An 18,786-nucleotide genomic window follows, 5' to 3' on the forward strand; every position below is an offset into this window, starting at 1 on the left:
ACAGCGTATCACGTCAGGGAAAACCGGGCCTAGATCAGGGCCCAGTTTTCGGTGGCAAAGGCGACATAAGCGATCAGCGCATTCGCCACCATATGGGCCAGTATCGCTGCAGCGAGACCACCTCCGCGCAGATACAGCGCACCAAATATGGCGCCTGCCGCCATTCCCAAGGCAAAGCGATCATGCATCAGACCAAAGAGCGCACTCGTAACGAGGAGTGCGATGACGGCCCGCAGAATCTGACCTTGCCCCGCCATGCGTCGTAGCAGATATCCGCGAAAAAACAGTTCTTCGACAATCGGGACTAGAACCATGGTCCCGAGAAGACGTGTGCCAACCCAGAGCATATCACGCTCATCGGTGCCGCCCCGGCTGATATCCGGCGTAGACGTCACAATCCAGACGGCGGCGATTGCGGCGCCAGATGCGATATCAATCGGCCTTGGTCGATATGCCAACTGGCGCAGGGCTGGCCAGAATACAAGCAAAGCGGCGGCCATCATCGCCGCGCGTAGCGGGTAGCCTTGCGCAGGATCGGCCCAAATCGCGGACACCAGCACACCGCTTAACATCATCACGATAAATGGAATGATGGAGGCGAGTAGCATATCAGCGCGCATCGGCGGCAGCTCAGCCGCAGCTGCGGCCAGCGCCTCCGGATTGCTCTGCAACCAGCGAGAGCGATGCGCAATGGCCAGAACCAGCAGCGCCAACAGCGTGAACATCAGCCAGCCGGCATAACTATGGAAGCCGTTAACTGCGTGCTCAGGTGCAATCCATGCGCCGATCAGGATCAGGATGGCGATACGTGCGACGTTGAATGCCCAGCTGAGCAGAAGCGCAGCTGGGAACAATACCAGCCAGTACCGTGTCTGACGGATATCCCGTCCCATCAGCAGCGCATATAGCCCCATGAATGTGGTCACGAGCGCAAAGCCCTCTACGCCGGAGCATGGCTCACCGATCTCCACCAAAAACCCGTCAACACGGATTAGGTGCAGCGCCGCATCAGACCACACTGTTGCGCCGGAGACTTCCAGTACCCACGTCACCAGGATGAATGTCACCGAGGTCAGCGCCTCGATATTCCAAATCGGCTCCATCATGCGGGTTATATCAGGCATGACCAGCGCGACCATCAGCGCCAAGGTCAAAGAGAACCCACAGCCGCGCAACCAGACCAGCCATGCTCGCAGTGGCATAAGTGACAGCACCCCGCCCAGCCCGGCTATGGCGCCACCCAGGCAGATCAGAATCAGGGTTGGTGATATCCATGCGTTGATCCCAGCGGGACCAAAGAGCGCCAGCGGGACAAGTGCGATTATAAGCCCCGCAAAGTTGAGGGCCAGCGCCGAGGGGCGTCTTGGGGCCTGTCCTATGGCTGCGGTCAACGCGTGATATGCGTTGCGCATCAGGATCAGATACAGCCCAAGCACAGTTAGAAGGGCCAGCAAGCGCCCAGCGATAGAGCGTACAGTTGTGCAGGCAAGATCTGCGCCAGTGAACTTGCAATGCACGTTCGCCAGCAGCTGATAGGCCACCATGATAATAAACAGTTCAACAACTGCCAGCCCAAGAATCAGGACCAGCCGCCGCCCGCCGCGCTGCGCGACCCGCCCGGTCTCGCCGGCGGTGAGGGCTTGGTCAGATATCGACATCCACGCCTGGCAGGTTCAGCGATTTCATCATGTCGCGCAGTTCCTGACGTGCGGCGATATTTGAGATATTCAGCTGCTTGACGCCAATGTCCTTCAGGTCGAGCAACGTCAGTCCACGCGGGAACAGCTCCCGAAAGACCACCCGCTCAGAAAAGCCGGGTGCGACGCGAAACCCGATCCGTTTGGACAGCATGGAAATGGCGCGTTCCATCTTCTCCTTGTTGACCATGCGCTGGGTGCCGACACGATTGCGTATCACGATCCAGTCAATCGGCTTCAACCCGGCCTGGGCTCGCAGTTGCCGCGCATTCCAGACCATTTCGGAATAGACGGAAGGGCCAGTGATTTTCTCACCCTTTTGGTCGGTATGAGCCAGGAGGTCAAAATCGACAAAACTGTCGTTCAGCGGCGTGATCAGCGTGTCTGCCAGAGAATGGGCGACTTGGCTCAGACGGGTATGCGATCCCGGGCAGTCAATCAGGATGAAATCATTGCTGGGTTCCAGTTCGGAAACCGCCGCAGACAGCCGGTGGTCATAGACATTTTCGCCCGGCTGTAGGCTATCAGCGTCGATTTCAGGCAGTTCGTGCAGCGCTACCAATGGCAGCTCCAACGCAGCTTTCTCCATGAACGCCTTGCGGTTCTCCAGATAGCGCCCCAGTGACCGTTGCCGCAGGTCAAGGTCCAAGGCGGCAATTTTGTACCCAAGCCGGGCCAGCGTGGTTGCCACATGCATGGAGACGGTGGACTTGCCCGCACCACCTTTTTCGTTGCCGACGACAATAATATGCGCCACGTTCACTTCCCCCAATCACTGCGCGAAATACTGCGCATCTTGGGCTGACTATACTGCCCGCACGAATCGATGGGAAGCGCGATATCCGCAGGTTAGGGCCTGATTTAGGCTCTGTAGTTTCTGCCGGGCGAACCTGGGCAATGAACTTGTTCGTTGGGGCTGCAACAAAAAACGCCGCCCGAAGGAGCGGCGTTTTCCGAAAAATAAGACCAGATCGGCTTAGAAGCCCAGACCTTCGTATTTCTTTTTGAACTTGGAGACACGGCCACCGGCGTCCATCAGACGGGTGGAGCCACCGGTCCATGCGGGATGCACGGTGGGGTCGATGTCCAGAGCCAGGGTGTCACCCTCTTTGCCCCAGGTGGAGCGCATCTTGAGGATGGTGCCATCGGTCATTTTGACGTCGATGAAGTGGTATTCGGGATGGGTGTCGGCTTTCATGATACCACTCCTTACGCTTTGGCTTTGTAGTTTGTATCTTCTGCAATCCGTGCGGATTTACCGCGACGGGCGCGCAGATAGTACAGTTTCGCGCGACGCACACGGCCGCGGCGAACGACAGTGATGCTGTCGATGTTGGTCGAATGCAGCGGGAACACACGCTCCACACCTTCGCCAAACGAAATTTTGCGAACGGTGAACGAACCGGCGATGCCGGAGCCGTTTTTACGGCTGATGCAGACGCCTTCGTAGTTCTGCACGCGCGAACGGCTGCCTTCGGTCACTTTGTAGCCGACGCGGATGGTGTCACCGGCTTTGAAATCGGGGATCTCTTTCCCCAGGGCGGCAACTTGTTCCGCCTCCAACTGTGCGATCAGGTCCATCGCAGATCTCCTATAATTGCTCGTGGTTTTGTCCACGAAGTTTTGCGCGGTTGCGAGAGCTCTTGGTCTTCATCGGGTCCCGCAGATAGCAGCCCGCCAGAGATCACTCCGTTCTTTCCTAAGCGTGTATCGTGCATCCCCCCAGATTGCCGAAGAAGGCGGGTCAGGGATTTCATGATGCAACAGAACAGCGGTCCATAGACGCAAAAGCGAATCCAGACAGACGCCTTCTATGCTTGTTTGATCGGTGGATCAAGGGGACAGTCTGTGTTTGAGAACCGCAGATGCTGCCTTCGGATCGTTCAATCTTTTTTCTTACGGTCCTGGTGGGCCTGCCAGAGATCAGGGCGGCGCGCTTGCGTGATGTCTTCACTCATTTTCTGGCGCCATTCAGCAATTTTACCGTGATGGCCGGACATCAGCACATCAGGAATGGTTTGCCCTTTCCATTCCGCCGGGCGGGTATATTGCGGATGTTCAAGCAGGCCGGAGGAAAAACTCTCCTCTTCGGTAGAGGCCTGATTGCCAAGGACACCAGGGATCAGGCGCACGGTGGCGTCGATCATCGCCTGCGCTGCAATCTCGCCACCGGTCATGACAAAATCCCCCAAGGAGACTTCCTGAATTCCATAGTGCTGCAACACGCGCTCATCGACGCCTTCAAATCGCCCGCAGAGCAGTGTGACACCATCGCAGCGTGACAGATCCTGCATCAGAGCCTGATCCATCCGGCGACCGCGCGGTGACAGGTAGATCAACGGCCAATTGCCGACAGTGCCCGCCATCGTATGCTCAATCGCATCTCCCAGCACATCCGCCCGCAGCACCATGCCAGCGCCTCCACCTGCTGGGGTGTCATCGACGTTGCGGTGTTTTCCAATGCCAAACTGGCGTAGATCAACCGTCTCCAGCTGCCACAACCCCTCTTGCAGGGCCTTGCCGGTCAAGCTTTCACCCAAAATGCCGGGGAAGGCATTCGGGAACAGGGTCATGATTTTCGCCTTCCAAACGCCGACCAGATCCGGCGTCGGCGTCATCAGCTCGCGTGGCTTGAAAGAGGGGCGAATGGCCTTGCGGCCGTGAGATTTGTTTTGTGCACTCATATGGTGCTGTTTAATCCAGTTAGAACGACACGCAATAAAAAGCTTTGGTGTTTGAATGAATTCGGAAATGCCCCCAATTGTAACTGCCCGTGAGTATCAGGCCGCAATTGATGCGGTGCAGGCGCGCGCCAGAGCGTTCTGGCCGCGCATTGCATCGGACCTTGGTCTGGCTGCTGAAGGTACCCGGTTTCGTCAGCTTCTGGTGAACAGCCGGTATCAGCATGTTCGCAGCGTTCAGGAGGTGAAAACGGCAACCGGGCAACGCTATGTTTTGAGAGCTGCGTTTGATGAAACCAACGCTGCGGGGCAATTCAAGTCTCTAGACAGGCATCAACAAGCGTCGGCAAGGCTGAGCGCAGTCCCAGGTGTGTCATCACCTTCGATATTGTGGCGTGATCGGGACAGCGTTGTTGTGTTGATGGAGTTTGCCGAGGGTGACACAGCGTACCGCGCACTATCGCTGAGTGAGTACGGGTTTGGTGACCGGGCAGAGGTGCTTCGGCGGATAGGGCATGCTGTTGCTGCGCTTCACCGTGTATCGGACGTTGGAGAACAAAGGTTTTGGCCCAAATCATTCCTGAAACAGGTTTCAACTCGGGCAGAAGCTGTTCGGGCGGGGCAATTTCACGTCCTGAAACCCAAAAGATTCCTAGGGCTGTGTGCGTTGCTGCATCGCGCTGGACGTTCTGCCCGCGGGCAGGCTTTTCGCGGCGCGGTAGAACACGGCGATTTGCATCTGCGTAATGTTATGATGTCCGACACCGATGTGTCCTTCATCGACTATTCAAACCACAAGGGGATTTTTCCCCACCGGGACATTGCAAATATTTGGCTATCCAACTGCCCGGATCACCTGGCACCTAACGGACGTCAGCCCGGTTTCGGCGGTGTTGCCAGTGCGGATTGGGTGGCATTCGAAGACGGATACGGTATGCGGCTGACAGCTGATCCGCTTTTCCGGTTTTTCTTCATCTGGCGTCTGTTCAAACTGTGGTCCGCTCTGGCGGCGAGGCCATCGGATCAACACCGGCGCACTACCGACGTCGTGGCCGGTGCTCAAAATGTTTTGGACGCTTTATTGGAAGCTGACGCGTGAATGCTGAAGCCCTCAGAACAACCCTTCCGGCGGATCTGCGATGATGCGGCCCGCTGCAAGATCTACAGTTGGCACTGCGGCTAGCGTAAAGGGCAGCAATACTGTCTTACTGTCTGCGGGGATGGTGATTTCCAGAAGATCACTGGCGCCGTGGTTCTGTACTGATTTTACGGTGCCCAGCAGTGTTCCGCCGGTGTCGTAAACCTCCAGCCCCATCAGATCGGTGTGATAGTATTCATCATCCGGCAGGCTCGGCAGACGGTCGCGCGGCGCGAACAGCCGGATCCCCTTCAGAGCATCAGCCTGTTCCTTGGTCTCGATCCCGCCGATACGGGCGGTAAACCCGTTCTTGATGGCGCGGACCAAGGTGATCGTATAGGTCTGGCTGCCGTCTTCTGTGCTGAGTGGGGAATAGTCTTCAATATCCTCGGGCATCGCACAAAAACTCTTCAGCCGCACCTCGCCCCGCACCCCGTACGAGCCGGAAATGGCGCCAACGCAAATCTGCTCAGTCATTCAATCCATCCTTTGCAGAACCGCTCAGCAGTCCAGGTGCCGCCTGCGAGTCCACAGCGTTCTGTTTGGTAGTTGCGTTCATAGAGAACACCCGCGGTAAAGGCGATCAGAACAAAAACCGCAAGCCGGATCAATCGCCACATCAGTGGATTACCGGGTTTCGATCGGCAATGCGTTGCGTCGGGTTTCCCAGCCCAGCTGCTCCAGTTCCGGCGTTTTGGACATCCGCTCGGGGTGGCCAACGCAGAAATATCCAATCAACTGCCAGTCGGCTGGGACATCCAAATCCCGGTTCAGCTGTTGCGGATCAAGGATCGACACCCAGCCCAGCCCCAGACCTTCGGCACGCAGGGCGAGCCAGAACAGGGTCACAGCGGTAACGACGGAGTAGCGGCGCATCTCCGGCATGGTGCCAGCACCGAGCTTGTGACCTTTTGTTGTGGAATCGTCGCAGTAGATCGCCAGCTGAACAGGTGCTTCGCGCATGCCTGACAATTTCAGCTTGGCATAGCGTTCGGCCTTGGCTTCTGAAAAGCCGGCCAGCGCCGTGGCATTTGCGGTCTCGAAATTCTCAAGTGCTGCAGCACGGGCTGAGTCACTTTCTACGCGGATCACCCGCCAAGGTTCGCTGAGCCCGACCGAGGGCGCCAGCTGAATGGTGTCGAGACAGCGCGTAAGCACTGCCTCGTCCACCGGATCGGAGCGAAACCGGCGCACATCGCGCCGGACCCGCATCAACAGATCAAGTTGCATGCGGAAGTCTTCAGAAAACGAATTGTCCCGCATGTTCATCAACTTACTCCGCGTCTGCAGTCGCTTCAGCAGCTTTGGCTGCTTTTTCTTCGGCGCGCTCCTGAGCTTTCTTGCCAGGGGTGCCTTTCTTGGGGTTGTTCCGCTCCACCTTAGCGCGAACGCCAGCAGCTTCCAACATCCGAGCAATACGATCTGTAGGCTGAGCGCCCTGATCCAGCCAGTGCTGCACGCGTTCCATGTCCATTTTTACGCGCTCTTCACTGTCTTTCGGCAGCAGCGGGTTGTAGGTGCCCAGCTTTTCGATGAAGCGACCATCGCGCGGCATACGGCTGTCGGCAGCCACAATGCGATAGAAGGGACGCTTTTTCGAGCCGCCGCGGGCCAGACGAATTTTCATTGCCATGGGTTCAGTCTCCTTTAATGGCGTTTACAGGGATATCCCTGTTATTCCTGGTGTTTCTTATGGTGTCGGATGACTTCCTGAATGATGAAATTCAGAAAAGCCTTGGCGAAATCGGGGTCCAGGTCGGCCTGTTCCGCCAGGTCTTCGAGCCGTGCGATCTGCGCGGTTTCACGCGTTGGATCGGACGGGGGAAGGTCGTGTTCAGCCTTGAGCCGGCCCACCGCCTGGGTGTGCTTGAAACGCTCGCCCAAAGTATAAACGAGAATAGCATCAAGGCGATCAATGCTCTCGCGGTGGCCTTTCAGCAGCGCCGCTGCACGGGCGACGGGATCTTGGGTCTCTGTCGTCATTTCTGACTCCGCAAGGAGATGAATGAAAAGCGCATCGCGCGGCTTTGGGTGATGGGATCAGTCAAGCGCCCAGCCCTCCGGTTTAAACAGGGGATCTGCGTAATGGCTGATTTCCATCTCGATCCCATGGATCAGCTGGCTGTCCTTCAGCGCATTCGGGGCCGGGTGGCGATAGACAGCGTCGCTGCCGTCAATAGTGTCGGCATCGTGATCCTTCTGTGCGCCCAGCCGCTCTGCCAAACGGATCGAATCCAGATTCTTCGGATCAATATAGCTGACCGCGCCATCCCAGCCGAGGGTATTGTAATAGTAGTTGCGGGCCGCGTGAGTGGCTTCCAGCGCATAGCCCTTACCAGCGGCATCAGGCCAGATGATCCAGGCGATTTCGCGTTCCGGCCAGCCTGCAGGCATCCAGCCCCCGGCCATCCCATATGTTTCCTCGGTGATCTTGTCGTGGATCATCCACATGCCAAACCCGCGCACCTGCCAATGGCCAATTTCAGCGGCGTAGAGCATCCAGGCTTCGTATGGATTCAGCGGGCCGCCCATGAAGCGCGCACGGTAAGAGCTGAACGTCGCTTTGAAGTCGGGGTAATCCACGGCTTCGGGGCCCCGCAGGACCAAGCGCTTGGTTTCGATCACAGGGATGGACGAGGGCATCAGGCACACCCTACGCTGCTGAGATAACGACAAGAGGTCATTGGAGACGCCCCGTTATCACTGGCTCGCCCAAGAGGCGCTGGCGAGGCTGATGCCGCCAGGTTCGCATGTTGTTGGCCGGGGCCAGACGGAAAGATACCAATTGCTCCGGGCGGGCGCCAATGCGCTGCGCCAGAGCTATGGATGCGGTGTTATCCTCCGGAATGAAGGAGGCGATATTGCTCCAGTTCTTTTCTCGGAAGAGCCAGTCAAGAACGGCCTCTGCGGCCTCGCTTGCGTAGCCTTTGCCACGGGCATCCTCTGTCAGGTGCCAGGAGAGCTCCGGTTCTGGCCAGCCTTTCGGGAACCATGGGCCGATCATGCCGACTGGGCGCCCGGTGCTGCGCTCGACCAGGGCGAACAGCCCATAGCCGCGCAGGTGCCAATGACCGATTATGGTGGCAATCGACCACCAGAGCGCATCTGGATCGTCCGCTGCATCAATAAAGCGCGGCGCGCCAATGCGCAAAAAGGCATCATGCGCGTCGAAACCGGCCTCCGCAGGGGACACCAGTGTAAGCCTCTGCGTCATGAGGCTAGGGAAACGATAACCCGTGTCTGACATTACCACATCCGTATCAACCCCTGCCGCACAGGCCGCAGCGATCTGTTTATGCATCAAAGACAGCCCGACCATGCCAGATGCCGGAAAATAATGGGTTAAAGCACCGTCCAAGCGTGGCATAGTCGCCACAGCGGCACCGGTACGGCGGCCTGGGTGACAGACAAGGGAGAGATCCATCATGCGTAGGCCTCCATCCCGCCGTCCGCATCAGGTGCGTTATGGCGGTAGACGAGCGTATCTGCAGACGTTTCGCCTTCGGGCAAAGGTGCCTCAGGATCCAGGGTGGCCCCTAGCCGCTCAGCCACTGAGACCGATTTATCGTTTCCGGGCGTGATGTAGCTGACAAGGGTGGTCGCGCCCATTTGGGACCACGCCCATTCCAACGCTGCAGATGCTGCTTCGGTGACGTAACCGTTGCCCTCGAAGCCGTTGCAAAGTGTCCAGCCGATCTCCGCTTCGGGGAAATGGGCTGGTTTGATGATGCCGACTTGGCCAACAAATGCGCCATCCTCGCTGCGTTCGATTGCCCAGCTACCGAAACCCAGAAGGGACCAGCTGCCCACTTCAGCGGCAATTGTTTGCCAGCTGTCCTTGAGCGAAAACGGCCCGCCCATATAGCGTGCGCGTTCACTGCCCAGCACATCGTGAAGCGGCGCGAAGTCCGACATCACGTGGCGGCGCAGCGTGAGACGCGCAGTGGATATGGTGGGCGCAATAGTCACCTTACTTCTTCTTTCCAAAGCCGCTCAGGCCACCGGGGAGGCCGCCCATGCCGCCCAGACCCGGCAGGCCACCGGCTAGGCCCTTGCCGCCGCCCATGGCTTTGGCCGCTGCTTCCAGTGCCTTTGGATCCATCTGGCTCGGATCCATTCCAGCCATATCGGGCATGCTGCCGCCCTTGCCGAACATGCCAGACATGGCCTGTTTCAACATCTTGCCTTTGCCCATCTTGCCCATCTTTTTCATGACGTCGGCCATTTGACGGTGCATTTTCATCAGCTTGTTGAGGTCGGAGACCTGCATGCCGGAACCTGCTGCGATCCGTTTCTTGCGAGACGCCTGGAGCAGGGCAGGATTGGCGCGTTCTTTCTTGGTCATGGATTGGATCATGGCGATCTGCTGGCGCAGCACCTTGTCATCAAACCCGGATTCTTCGACTTGTTTTGCCATTTTGGCCATGCCGGGCATCATCTGCATCATGCCTTGCATGCCGCCCATCTGGATCATCTGCTCAAGCTGCATCTTCAGGTCATTCATATTGAAATGACCCTTCATCATGCGCTTCATCATGCGTTCGGCCTGTTCGGCCTCGATGGTTTCCTGGGCTTTTTCAACCAGAGCAACGATATCGCCCATGCCGAGAATCCGGCCTGCGATTCGGTCAGGCTCGAAGGTCTCGATGGCGTCCATCTTCTCGCCCAGACCGACAAAGCGGATGGGTTTACCGGTGACTGCGCGCATCGACAGCGCCGCACCACCGCGGCCATCGCCGTCCATCCGGGTCAGAACAACGCCGGAGATGCCGATCTTGGCATCAAATTCCTCGGCCACCTCGACGGCGACCTGACCGGTCAACCCGTCAACAACCAGCAGGGTTTCACGGGGGGAGACGACATCGCGGACGTCCTCCACCTCCTGCATGAGCACTTCGTCAATCTGCAGGCGGCCGGCAGTATCGAGCATGTACACATCGTAGCCACCTAACGCGGCTTGCTGCTTGGCACGTTTGGCAATGTCGACGGGTTTCTGTCCCGGCACGATTGGCAGCGTGTCGACGCCGATCTGGGTGCCCAGTACTGCAAGCTGGTCCATCGCAGCAGGGCGATACACATCGAGCGACGCCATCAGGACGCGCTTACCTTCTTTATCTTTCAGACGCTTGGCGAGCTTACCAGTGGTTGTGGTCTTACCTGAGCCTTGCAGACCAACCATCAGGATCGGTGCCGGTGGGTTGTCAACTTTCAGCTGGCCTGGATCCTCCGCGCCGCGCAGCACGTCCACCAGGGCGTCATGGACGATTTTGACAACCTGTTGGCCCGGCGTGACCGATTTTGTCACCGCTTGGCCCGTAGCCTGTTCCTGCACACGCTTCACGAAATCGCGGGCAACCGGTAGCGAAACATCTGCCTCCAGCAGGGCGACGCGAACTTCGCGCAGGGCGGTTTTGACGTCCTCTTCAGAGAGTGCGCCCTGTTTGGTCAGCCGGTCAAAGACACCGGATAGGCGTTCGGATAAATTTTCAAACATGCCTTCGGCCTCCTATGCCGGTTTCAACGTGGGCGCCCCACATGTAGGGAGCATATGATCCATGCGCAATCACCCCCACGGGCGTAACACGCTGGTGGAGGGCGATCCCCGGCAATGGCAGGGACCGGAAGACTATAGCGGCTTCCGGATTTGGGCCATCCGTTACGCGTTCGCCTGCAATGAGTCAACCCGAAGCGCTTTGTCAGGAATGGATGGTGCGCTGCCATGCGCTGAGTGCAACGGTTGACGCAAGGCACTCCGGTGAGGGAGTATCAGGAGGCGGGGCGGGTCGATACTCGTGAAGGGCAACCGCATTGCAGGCGTATGAACCGCGCCTATCGATGGCCCTTCGGTCGATCTCAGACACGAACAAAAAACGTGGGTCAGCCCAAGCCCCATTTCAGAGGCAGCTATCCTCAAGGCATCTGGTGCGGCGTTCCTGTCGTATTCCTTCATCGGGCGGCTTTGCAGCCACAGAAGGATCAGGACAGATGCGTGTTTTTACAGTTATTGGCCCCTCTCATTCCGGAAAGACCGAGCTGGCAAAAGCCTTAGCAACACTTCAGGAGCCAGAGCAGAAGCCACAGCAGGCTACAGGTGTTGCTGAGTTGAGAGCGTTTCAATTCATGGATGAATCCTGGGGCGTGATTGATATTGCTGGTGGGGTTGAGAATTTGGTGACTGCGGGGCCAGCGTTGGCTGCCAGTGATGCGGCGGTTGTTTGCGTATCGGCGGACCCAGCCGCCGGGGTTTTGGCTGCGCCTTATCTCAGGATGGTCGAAGAGGCGGGCATTCCCGCCTTTCTTTTTATCAACCGTATGGATCAGGCCGCGGGGAGGGTGGCCGATATCGTCGCCGCGCTGCAAACCTATTGTCGGCACAACATCGTCCTGCGTCAGATACCGATGCGTGCAGGGGGGGAGGTGATCGGGGCGGTGGATCTGATCTCAGAACGGGCGTGGAAATATCAAGAGGGGCAGCCCTCAGCCCTGGTGGCTTTCCCGGATAGCATCCATGCGCGTGAACGTCAGGCACGGGGAGAAATGCTGGAAGCGCTGGCCGACTATGATGACGATCTGCTGGAGCAATTGATCGAAGACCGTAAGCCGTTGACTGAAGCGGTCTACGACGTGGCCACCCGTGTCTTGCAGCATAACGATCTGATTCCGGCGCTCTTAGGGTCTGCGCTTCATCGCAACGGGATCCTTCGTCTGATGAAATCTCTGCGCCATGAGGCCCCCGCGGTTGAGGTCGCGGCGCAGCGGTTGGCAGCGGATGAGCAGCCACTGGCAGTGGGCTGTATTGGAGATCTTGTGAAACATCTCGGCAAGACGGTCGTCGTCCGCGCGTTAAGCCAACCAGTGGGAGCCGGGGCGCAGGTTGGTGGCGGTAACCTTGGGGCGATGACACAGTTGAGGGGGCAGAGCGCGGTTGAGAAAATCGGCGCAGGTGCGCCCGCAACCGGGCGCGCTGCCGGCAATGGACGCAATTCATCCCAAGCCTGTTCGGGTGACCTGGCGCCGGGCGATATTGCGCAGGTGGTGAAATCGGATCATCTAAGCCTCGGGTACGCCTATCTGGAAAACCGTGCCGCGCAATTGCCGCAGTGGGCCCAGCCGCGCCCGTCGAGTTACCAGCGGATTGTCACGCCCGTGCATGATCGTGATGATGTCCGGCTGACTACGGCGTTGGAGCGGATTGCTGAGATTGATACAGGGATGCAGATCGAACAGGATGAGATCAGCGGGCACGCGCTGCTGCACCTACAGGGGCCGCTGCATCTGCGCCGCATCCTGACGCTGCTGAATGAGTCATTCGGTATCGACGTAGGAGATGAACCCGTGCCGCCTGCCCTACGGGAGACGATCACGCGCCCGGTCACAATCCATCACCGCCACCGCAAACAATCTGGCGGAGCAGGTCAGTTTGCCGACGTGGTGCTGAGCATCGCGCCGGCCACGCGCGGGTCCGGTTTCCACTTTACCGATGAGGTCAAAGGCGGTGCGGTACCCAGGGGCTATATTCCGTCAGTAGAGGCGGGCGCGCGTGAGGCGTTGAAGACGGGTGCTAATGGTCATCCCGTTGTCGATGTGCAGGTCACTCTGATGGATGGCAAGCACCACTCCGTTGACAGTTCGGACTACGCGTTTCGTACGGCGGGCAAATCTGCGGTTCGTGAGGCTCTGGCAGAGGCGGGGTCGGTGGTGCTGCAACCTATCATGCGGGTGGAGATCCACGTTCCTTCAGTCTTTACCGGTGGGCTAGTCCCTGTGGTCAGCGGGATGCAGGGTCAGATCCTTGGTTTTGCAGCCCACCCCGAGGCCGCAGGCTGGGATGTGTTTGAAACCCTGCTGCCGGTGGCGGTTCAGGATCAGCTTTGTAGCAGTCTTGCCAGCGCAACCCGCGGTACGGCCTGGTTCTCGAGCGGGTTCGATCACTACGAAGAGGCACGCCGCACATCGTCTGCGGCAGGTGGAGGGCGCTGACGAAATACCAATAAGAAAGCAGACGGAAGTTGATGTTCCCTCTTGTATGCCCTCGCGTTTCTCATTGATCTGCAGACAATATCAGATGTTCAGATCAATGAGGCCGCAATGGACGCATCATCCCAGTTTCAGGACAGCTTGCCTGTTTCTTCCGACAAACTTTTGGCGCAGCTGGATGCGTGGGGCATCAGCTATCGGCTGCACAGCCACGCGCCATTGCGCACCGTTGCGGATGCCAAGACGATCGAGGCGGACTTCATGCAGGCGGGGGAGCGCGCGCTGCGGCTCAAGAACCTCTACTTGCGGGACAAGAAAAAACGCAATCATCTGGTCAGCCTGGAGCAGGACCGCGATGTCGATTTGAAAGCGCTGGCAGCTGAACTGGGACTGGGTAATCTGTCATTTGGATCAGCGGAGCGCCTACTAGAAACCCTTGGTGTGCGCCCTGGCGCTGTCACGCCATTGGCAATGGTCAACGGGGTCAACCAGGATGTTCACTTCTATATGGACAAGGCTGCGCAGCAGGCAGAGGTGATTTACATGCATCCTTTGGTGAATGATCGCACCGTCGCTCTGACGCGACAGGCATTTCTGGACGTGATGAACCGATTGAGCGTGACGATCATCTGGGTCTGAAGTGGCAGGCCATCCCGTGATCACTGCGCAATTTTGAACCTTTCTCTGGCTAGGGTCCGTGGAATGTGCATGGTTGCAGTAAGTGAGACGCAGATAAGAGGTGATCATGGACAACTGGGACGAGGTACGTACCGCCTATCAGGTGGCCCGGATGGGAACCGTGAGCGGCGCCGCCGAGGTGCTGGGTGTCCATCACGCGACGGTTATCCGTCACGTCGATGCAATCGAGTCACGCCTCGGCGTCAAGCTGTTCCAGCGCCATGCCCGCGGTTACACCCCGACAGAGGCCGGTCAGGATCTGCTACGGGTTGCGCAGGCCACGGATGATCAGTTCGGCCAGCTGGTTGGCCGTCTGAAGGGGCATGGAGATGCGGTATCCGGCGAATTGGTCGTGACCTCGTTATCCTCGATGTCGACACTGCTGGTGCCTGCGCTCACTGAATTTCAGCGTCGGCACCCCGAGTTGGTGATCCGTTTCCTGACCGGTAGCCGCCTGTTTCGACTGGAATACGGGGAGGCACATGTCGCGATCCGTGCCGGATCTCCGCCGGAACAGCCAGACAATGTGGTTCAGCCCTTTATGCGGCAACAGCACGGGCTTTACGCCAGTGCCTCATATCTTGAACGGTTCGGTCCTCTGAAGGGGCTGGACGATATGGCCAACCACCGGTTCATCTGTAATGACGACATAGATAGCCGGGCGCCCTATTCCCGCTGGCTGCGTGCCCATGCGCCCGAGAGTGCGTTGTCGTTTCGCTGTGTGAACGCGGTCTCTATGCAGGAGGCTCTGCTGGCCGGAGCGGGGATTGGTTTCCTGACCCGCTGGGAGGCGGCGCGGCATCCCGGGCTTACCCAGATAATGGAGCCGCTTCCGGAGTGGGCAGGGGAGTTGTGGCTTGTCACCCATGTTGATCTGCACCGCACGACCAAGGTGCAGAGCTTTCTCAGTTTCCTCAAAGCAGAAGCCAAGGCCTGGACCGCATGACACCGAGCTATCGCGGTCATCTTGCAATGCTGGTGTTCTCAGCCCTGGTGGCCGGATCGTTTTCACTTGGCGCGATGGTGGCCAATGACATTACTCCCATGGCCCTCAATGCCATTCGGTTTGTGATTGCTGCGGTGGTGATCGGCATTGCGGCACAGTTCACCCATGGCCTGCGCCGTAAAGATTTTGAGGCGCCTTGGCGCTTCCTCCTGCTGGGTGGCCTGTTTGCCATCTATTTTGTGCTGATGTTTTACGGGTTGCAAACTGCCGCCCCAGTGAGTGCGGCTGCAGTATTCACACTGACACCGGTTTTGAGTGGGGTTTTCGGCTGGATCCTACTGCGCCAGGTCACAACCTGGCGGATGGCTCTGGCGTTGGCGATTGGTGCTATGGGGGCGATCTGGGTGATCTTTCGGGGTGACCCGACGGCCATCTGGGCCTTTGAGATTGGCCGTGGAGAGATGATATATTTTTGGGGATGTGTGGCCCACGCCGCCTATACGCCGATGGTGCGCTTGCTGAACCGGGGGGAACCTGCGGTGGTGTTTACCTTCGGGATGCTGGTAGCGGGTGCGATGATCCTGTTGGTGGTCGGCTGGGGCGACATTCGCGCCACGCATTGGACCGAATTGTCACCGCTTGTCTGGGTGGTCCTGTTCTATGTCGCGCTGATCGCCAGTGCGGCGACCTTTGTTCTGCTGCAATATGCAACGCTTCATCTGCCCTCGGCCAAGGTCATGGCCTATACCTACCTCACGCCAAGCTGGGTCATCTTGTGGGAAATTGCGCTGGGCCGCCCGGCACCTAGTGGCATCGTAGCGCTGGGCGTGGTTTGCACCATTTGGGCGCTTTGGCTGTTGTTGCGGGAGGGGCGCAGCATCGTGCCGGAGACCCAGTCTGGCTAATTCGCCTCACTCGGAGGAGGGATCTGTTGTCGGGCTGTCGAGCTCGATTTCAAGGAAACGCTCAAATGCGTCCAGATTGACCGGCTCGAACTGACCAAAACCCTGCATCCAGACAGAGGCCGACCGCATGGCGTCTGGCTGCAATTTGCACCATTTCACGCGGCCACGTTTTTCCTGCGCAATGAGTCCTGCTCGTGTCAGGATCATCAGGTGTTTGGAGATCGCTGCAAGTGACATTTCAAAGGGTTCAGCGACATCCGTGACGGCCATGTCATCCTCCAGCAGCATCGTCAGAATGCTACGCCGGGTTGGGTCCGCAAGGGCGGCAAATACGGTATCAAGAGGATCGCTCATGCCGACACACCTAAACCGCAAGATGCGGGTCGACAATCCCAAGCCACTAGCCGCATACCACCGGCAACGACGGCAGAGCGCGAAAGAGGCATAGTCATGGCACTGAAATACTGGGCAGCGATCTTTGTACTGGGGATCGGCTGGGGCATGTCCTTCATGTTCAATGCCGTATTGCTGCGCGAGTTGGGGCCTCTGTCGGTGTCCATGGGGCGGGTTGGCTTCGGTGCGCTGGGGTGCTGGATCTACGTAGTAGCAGCCCGGAAGCAGGTGCCGGACCGACCACGGCGTTGGCTGGCGCTTTTTGGCTTTGGTGTATTGAGCTATGCGGCGCCCTTTGCCTTCTACGCGCTGGGACAACAGCATATTGCCAGTGGCGTGGCCGGAATCCTAAATGCGTTTACTCCTGCGCTTGCCGTTATGGTGGCGCATTTCTGGCCAGGTGGAGAGCGGGCGACCTTGCAGAAATCGTTCGGTGTGGTTTTTGGCTTTTTGGGGATCCTAGTCTTGTCGTGGCCGTTGCTACAGGGCGGGCGCCAGTCTGAGGTCTGGGCCGTGCTCGTTACGCTTTGCGCGCCACTGTGCTATGCATTTTCGGTCAATATCGCCCGCCAGTTCCGGGACATCGACCCAGTAGTGCTTGTCGCCGTTGCCTTGACCGGGGCCACTGCGGCCATCACGCCGCTGGCGATTTGGGCTGAAGGTTTGCCGGTGATCACCCGATTGGAGACCTGGGGCGCGTTGTTCATCATCGGCTTCATCCTGACGTCAGCAGCTTTCATCCTGTTCTATTGGGTTCTGCCTCGGGTTGGGCCGACCAATATCACCTTGCCAACGCTGATCGCCCCGGTTTCCGCTTTGGCGATGGGGGCCTGGGTCTTGCAGGAGCCGCTCAAACTGGAGCATCTGACAGGCATGGGCCTGATCCTGATCGGGCTGGTGCTGATTGATGGTCGTCTGCTGCGTAAAATACGACGTCGGTCGGCCCTTTGATAAAATCAACCTTTTGGTTGAATATGAGTTTTGACCACAAAATGGCCTCCTGCGTCGAAGGTGCTCAGGAGGTCATGCGATGGTATTCTATTTAAATATAATAATTACAATGTCTTATTCTCAATGTCGCAGTGCTTTCAGGGTTGTTGACTCTGAGGCTTGGACTCCTTAGCACCACATCAGAATTCACGTGAGGATGGCGACCGTGTCACAAGAGCCAGACAAGCAGCGCTTGGCGCAGCTAGAGGCCAAGTTGGCAGAGGCGCGTAAGGCCCAGGAGCCCAAGCCGCGCGTGGATGAACATTATTCGACAGCCAATCAGGCTTGGCGGATGGTGATTGAGTTGGTGGCCGGTCTGATGATCGGCTTTGGTATCGGATACGGGTTGGACCTTCTGCTTGGGACCATACCGATCTTTCTGGTGCTGTTCACGATGCTGGGTCTGGCGGCCGGGGTGAAGACAATGCTCCGCAGCGCGCAAGAGATCCAGGAAAAGAAACTGGCCGAAATGGCCGAACAAGATGCGCAAGACCGGGACTGATCCCCCGGTGACAGGAGAAACGGGACAATGGGCAAACTAATCTTTGGTGCAGCTTTTCTGCTGGTACTTGCGTCTGGGCTGTTCTTTGCCCCTGCTATTCCGGGCCTTCAGATTCACCCGACTGACCAGTTTCTGGTCAAACCGCTGGGTGGCGCAGCTGAGCTGAACTTCTACACCCCGACCAACGTGACCCTGTGGATGGGGTTGGCGATTGTGGCGATCTTCGCACTGATGGTATTGGGGTCTGCAAAACGTGCGATCGTCCCGTCGCGCATCCAGTCAGTTGCTGAGCTTGCCTACGGTTTCATCTACAAGATGGTCGAAGACGTCACCGGTAAAGACGGTCTGAAGTTCTTCCCCTACATCATGACCCTGTTCATGTTCATCTTGACGGCGAACATGCTGGGCCTGATCCCAGGCAGCTTCACCACCACCTCGCATTTCGCTGTGACGGCCGTGCTGGCAATGCTGGTGTTCGTGACCGTGACCGTGACTGGTTTCGTGCTGCACGGTACCAAGTTCCTGGGTCTGTTCTGGGTTGGCTCTGCGCCGCTGGCGCTTCGCCCGGTGCTCGCGATCATCGAACTGATTTCCTATTTTGTGCGTCCTGTCAGCCACTGCATTCGTCTTGCAGGTAACGTGATGGCGGGCCACGCGGTTCTGAAGGTTTTCGCAGGTTTTGCAGGCGCATTGGGCCTGTTCAGCTTCCTGCCGATTTTTGCCATCACCGCGGTCTATGCACTCGAAGTTCTCGTGGCCTTCATTCAGGCATACGTGTTCACCATTCTGACCTGCGTGTACCTGAAGGACGCGCTGCACCCGTCGCACTAAGACGCGGTCAGGTCCGAACAACAAGATCCTCAACTTCCAATCGTAAGG

Annotated in this window: 22 protein-coding genes; 8 read left to right on the forward strand and 14 right to left on the reverse strand. The window is 58.1% G+C overall.

Annotation, left to right across the window (positions count from 1 at the left end; genetic code table 11):
- Positions 1 to 29: 29 nt before the first annotated feature.
- The 5 genes from xrtE to trmD all read right to left on the reverse strand — a co-directional run bounded on the left by xrtE (position 30) and on the right by trmD (position 4,381).
- Entirely contained in the window at positions 30 to 1,658 is a 1,629-nt protein-coding gene (gene xrtE / locus INHI_RS0118030; protein WP_027248506.1) for an exosortase E/protease, VPEID-CTERM system, read from the reverse strand.
- Positions 1,645 to 2,454, reverse strand: a complete 810-nt coding sequence (locus tag INHI_RS0118035) for a division plane positioning ATPase MipZ (protein WP_014878849.1) — start codon at positions 2,452 to 2,454, stop codon at positions 1,645 to 1,647. Before INHI_RS0118035 ends, xrtE begins: the two co-directional genes overlap by 14 nt.
- Positions 2,455 to 2,673: 219 nt before the next feature.
- Entirely contained in the window at positions 2,674 to 2,895 is a 222-nt protein-coding gene (gene rpmE, locus INHI_RS0118040; RefSeq protein ID WP_014876110.1) for a 50S ribosomal protein L31, read from the reverse strand.
- An 11-nt stretch (positions 2,896 to 2,906) separates the two neighbouring features.
- Positions 2,907 to 3,278, reverse strand: a complete 372-nt coding sequence (rplS, locus tag INHI_RS0118045) for a 50S ribosomal protein L19 (protein WP_014876109.1) — start codon at positions 3,276 to 3,278, stop codon at positions 2,907 to 2,909.
- A 302-nt stretch (positions 3,279 to 3,580) separates the two neighbouring features.
- Positions 3,581 to 4,381: a tRNA (guanosine(37)-N1)-methyltransferase TrmD gene (gene trmD / locus INHI_RS0118050; RefSeq protein ID WP_027248507.1), complete on the reverse strand. Its 801-nt coding sequence runs from the start codon at positions 4,379 to 4,381 to the stop codon at positions 3,581 to 3,583.
- A 55-nt stretch (positions 4,382 to 4,436) separates the two neighbouring features.
- Here trmD and INHI_RS0118055 point away from each other — a divergent pair, with 55 nt between their 5' ends.
- Positions 4,437 to 5,477 carry a phosphotransferase family protein gene (locus INHI_RS0118055; RefSeq protein ID WP_254656899.1) on the forward strand — a complete coding sequence of 347 codons (1,041 nt, stop codon included), beginning with the start codon at positions 4,437 to 4,439 and terminating at the stop codon, positions 5,475 to 5,477.
- A gap of 12 nt (positions 5,478 to 5,489) precedes the next feature.
- Here INHI_RS0118055 and rimM read toward each other — a convergent pair whose 3' ends face one another.
- The 8 genes from rimM to ffh form a co-directional block, all read right to left on the reverse strand.
- Entirely contained in the window at positions 5,490 to 5,993 is a 504-nt protein-coding gene (rimM, locus tag INHI_RS0118060) for a ribosome maturation factor RimM (RefSeq protein WP_014876106.1), read from the reverse strand.
- A 150-nt stretch (positions 5,994 to 6,143) separates the two neighbouring features.
- Positions 6,144 to 6,785, reverse strand: coding sequence for a 5,6-dimethylbenzimidazole synthase (bluB, locus tag INHI_RS0118070; protein ID WP_014876105.1), 642 nt, complete (start codon positions 6,783 to 6,785; stop codon positions 6,144 to 6,146).
- Between the two features lie 4 nt (positions 6,786 to 6,789).
- Positions 6,790 to 7,149, reverse strand: a complete 360-nt coding sequence (gene rpsP / locus INHI_RS0118075) for a 30S ribosomal protein S16 (protein WP_014876104.1) — start codon at positions 7,147 to 7,149, stop codon at positions 6,790 to 6,792.
- A 41-nt stretch (positions 7,150 to 7,190) separates the two neighbouring features.
- A complete protein-coding gene (locus tag INHI_RS0118080; RefSeq protein WP_014876103.1) occupies positions 7,191 to 7,499 on the reverse strand; it encodes a chorismate mutase in 309 nt (102 codons plus the stop codon).
- A gap of 57 nt (positions 7,500 to 7,556) precedes the next feature.
- On the reverse strand, positions 7,557 to 8,159 hold the full coding sequence (locus tag INHI_RS0118085) for a GNAT family N-acetyltransferase (protein ID WP_027248509.1): 603 nt from the start codon (positions 8,157 to 8,159) through the stop codon (positions 7,557 to 7,559).
- A gap of 37 nt (positions 8,160 to 8,196) precedes the next feature.
- Positions 8,197 to 8,943 carry a GNAT family N-acetyltransferase gene (locus INHI_RS0118090; RefSeq protein WP_014878854.1) on the reverse strand — a complete coding sequence of 249 codons (747 nt, stop codon included), beginning with the start codon at positions 8,941 to 8,943 and terminating at the stop codon, positions 8,197 to 8,199.
- Complete coding sequence (locus INHI_RS0118095) at positions 8,940 to 9,485, reverse strand: GNAT family N-acetyltransferase (protein WP_027248510.1); 546 nt, start codon at positions 9,483 to 9,485, stop codon at positions 8,940 to 8,942. The genes INHI_RS0118090 and INHI_RS0118095 overlap by 4 nt, the downstream gene beginning before the upstream one ends.
- A 1-nt stretch (position 9,486) precedes the next feature.
- Positions 9,487 to 11,010: a signal recognition particle protein gene (gene ffh / locus INHI_RS0118100; protein WP_027248511.1), complete on the reverse strand. Its 1,524-nt coding sequence runs from the start codon at positions 11,008 to 11,010 to the stop codon at positions 9,487 to 9,489.
- A gap of 491 nt (positions 11,011 to 11,501) precedes the next feature.
- On the opposite strand from ffh, the gene INHI_RS0118105 reads away from it, so the two are divergent.
- From INHI_RS0118105 to INHI_RS0118120, 4 genes are all read left to right on the forward strand, one after another.
- A complete protein-coding gene (locus INHI_RS0118105; RefSeq protein ID WP_027248512.1) occupies positions 11,502 to 13,496 on the forward strand; it encodes an elongation factor G in 1,995 nt (664 codons plus the stop codon).
- A 108-nt stretch (positions 13,497 to 13,604) separates the two neighbouring features.
- Positions 13,605 to 14,132 carry a prolyl-tRNA synthetase associated domain-containing protein gene (locus INHI_RS0118110; RefSeq protein ID WP_027248513.1) on the forward strand — a complete coding sequence of 176 codons (528 nt, stop codon included), beginning with the start codon at positions 13,605 to 13,607 and terminating at the stop codon, positions 14,130 to 14,132.
- Positions 14,133 to 14,238: 106 nt separating this feature from the next.
- Entirely contained in the window at positions 14,239 to 15,117 is an 879-nt protein-coding gene (locus INHI_RS0118115; RefSeq protein WP_027248514.1) for a LysR family transcriptional regulator, read from the forward strand.
- Complete coding sequence (locus tag INHI_RS0118120) at positions 15,114 to 16,022, forward strand: DMT family transporter (RefSeq protein ID WP_027248515.1); 909 nt, start codon at positions 15,114 to 15,116, stop codon at positions 16,020 to 16,022. Before INHI_RS0118115 ends, INHI_RS0118120 begins: the two co-directional genes overlap by 4 nt.
- A 6-nt stretch (positions 16,023 to 16,028) precedes the next feature.
- Here INHI_RS0118120 and INHI_RS0118125 read toward each other — a convergent pair whose 3' ends face one another.
- A complete protein-coding gene (locus INHI_RS0118125; RefSeq protein ID WP_014876094.1) occupies positions 16,029 to 16,376 on the reverse strand; it encodes an ArsR/SmtB family transcription factor in 348 nt (115 codons plus the stop codon).
- Positions 16,377 to 16,472: 96 nt separating this feature from the next.
- Between INHI_RS0118125 and INHI_RS0118130 the strand changes: the two genes are divergently transcribed.
- The 3 genes from INHI_RS0118130 (at position 16,473) to INHI_RS0118140 (ending at position 18,738) form a co-directional block, all read left to right on the forward strand.
- Complete coding sequence (locus INHI_RS0118130) at positions 16,473 to 17,366, forward strand: DMT family transporter (protein WP_027248516.1); 894 nt, start codon at positions 16,473 to 16,475, stop codon at positions 17,364 to 17,366.
- 196 nt (positions 17,367 to 17,562) lie between these two features.
- The gene (locus tag INHI_RS0118135) at positions 17,563 to 17,907 is read left to right on the forward strand and encodes an AtpZ/AtpI family protein (RefSeq protein ID WP_014876092.1); all 345 of its coding nucleotides are present in this window, start codon (positions 17,563 to 17,565) and stop codon (positions 17,905 to 17,907) included.
- Between the two features lie 27 nt (positions 17,908 to 17,934).
- A complete protein-coding gene (locus INHI_RS0118140) occupies positions 17,935 to 18,738 on the forward strand; it encodes a F0F1 ATP synthase subunit A (RefSeq protein WP_014876091.1) in 804 nt (267 codons plus the stop codon).
- Positions 18,739 to 18,786: the final 48 nt, after the last annotated feature.

Source organism: Phaeobacter inhibens DSM 16374, assembly GCF_000473105.1.
GTDB lineage: Bacteria > Pseudomonadota > Alphaproteobacteria > Rhodobacterales > Rhodobacteraceae > Phaeobacter > Phaeobacter inhibens.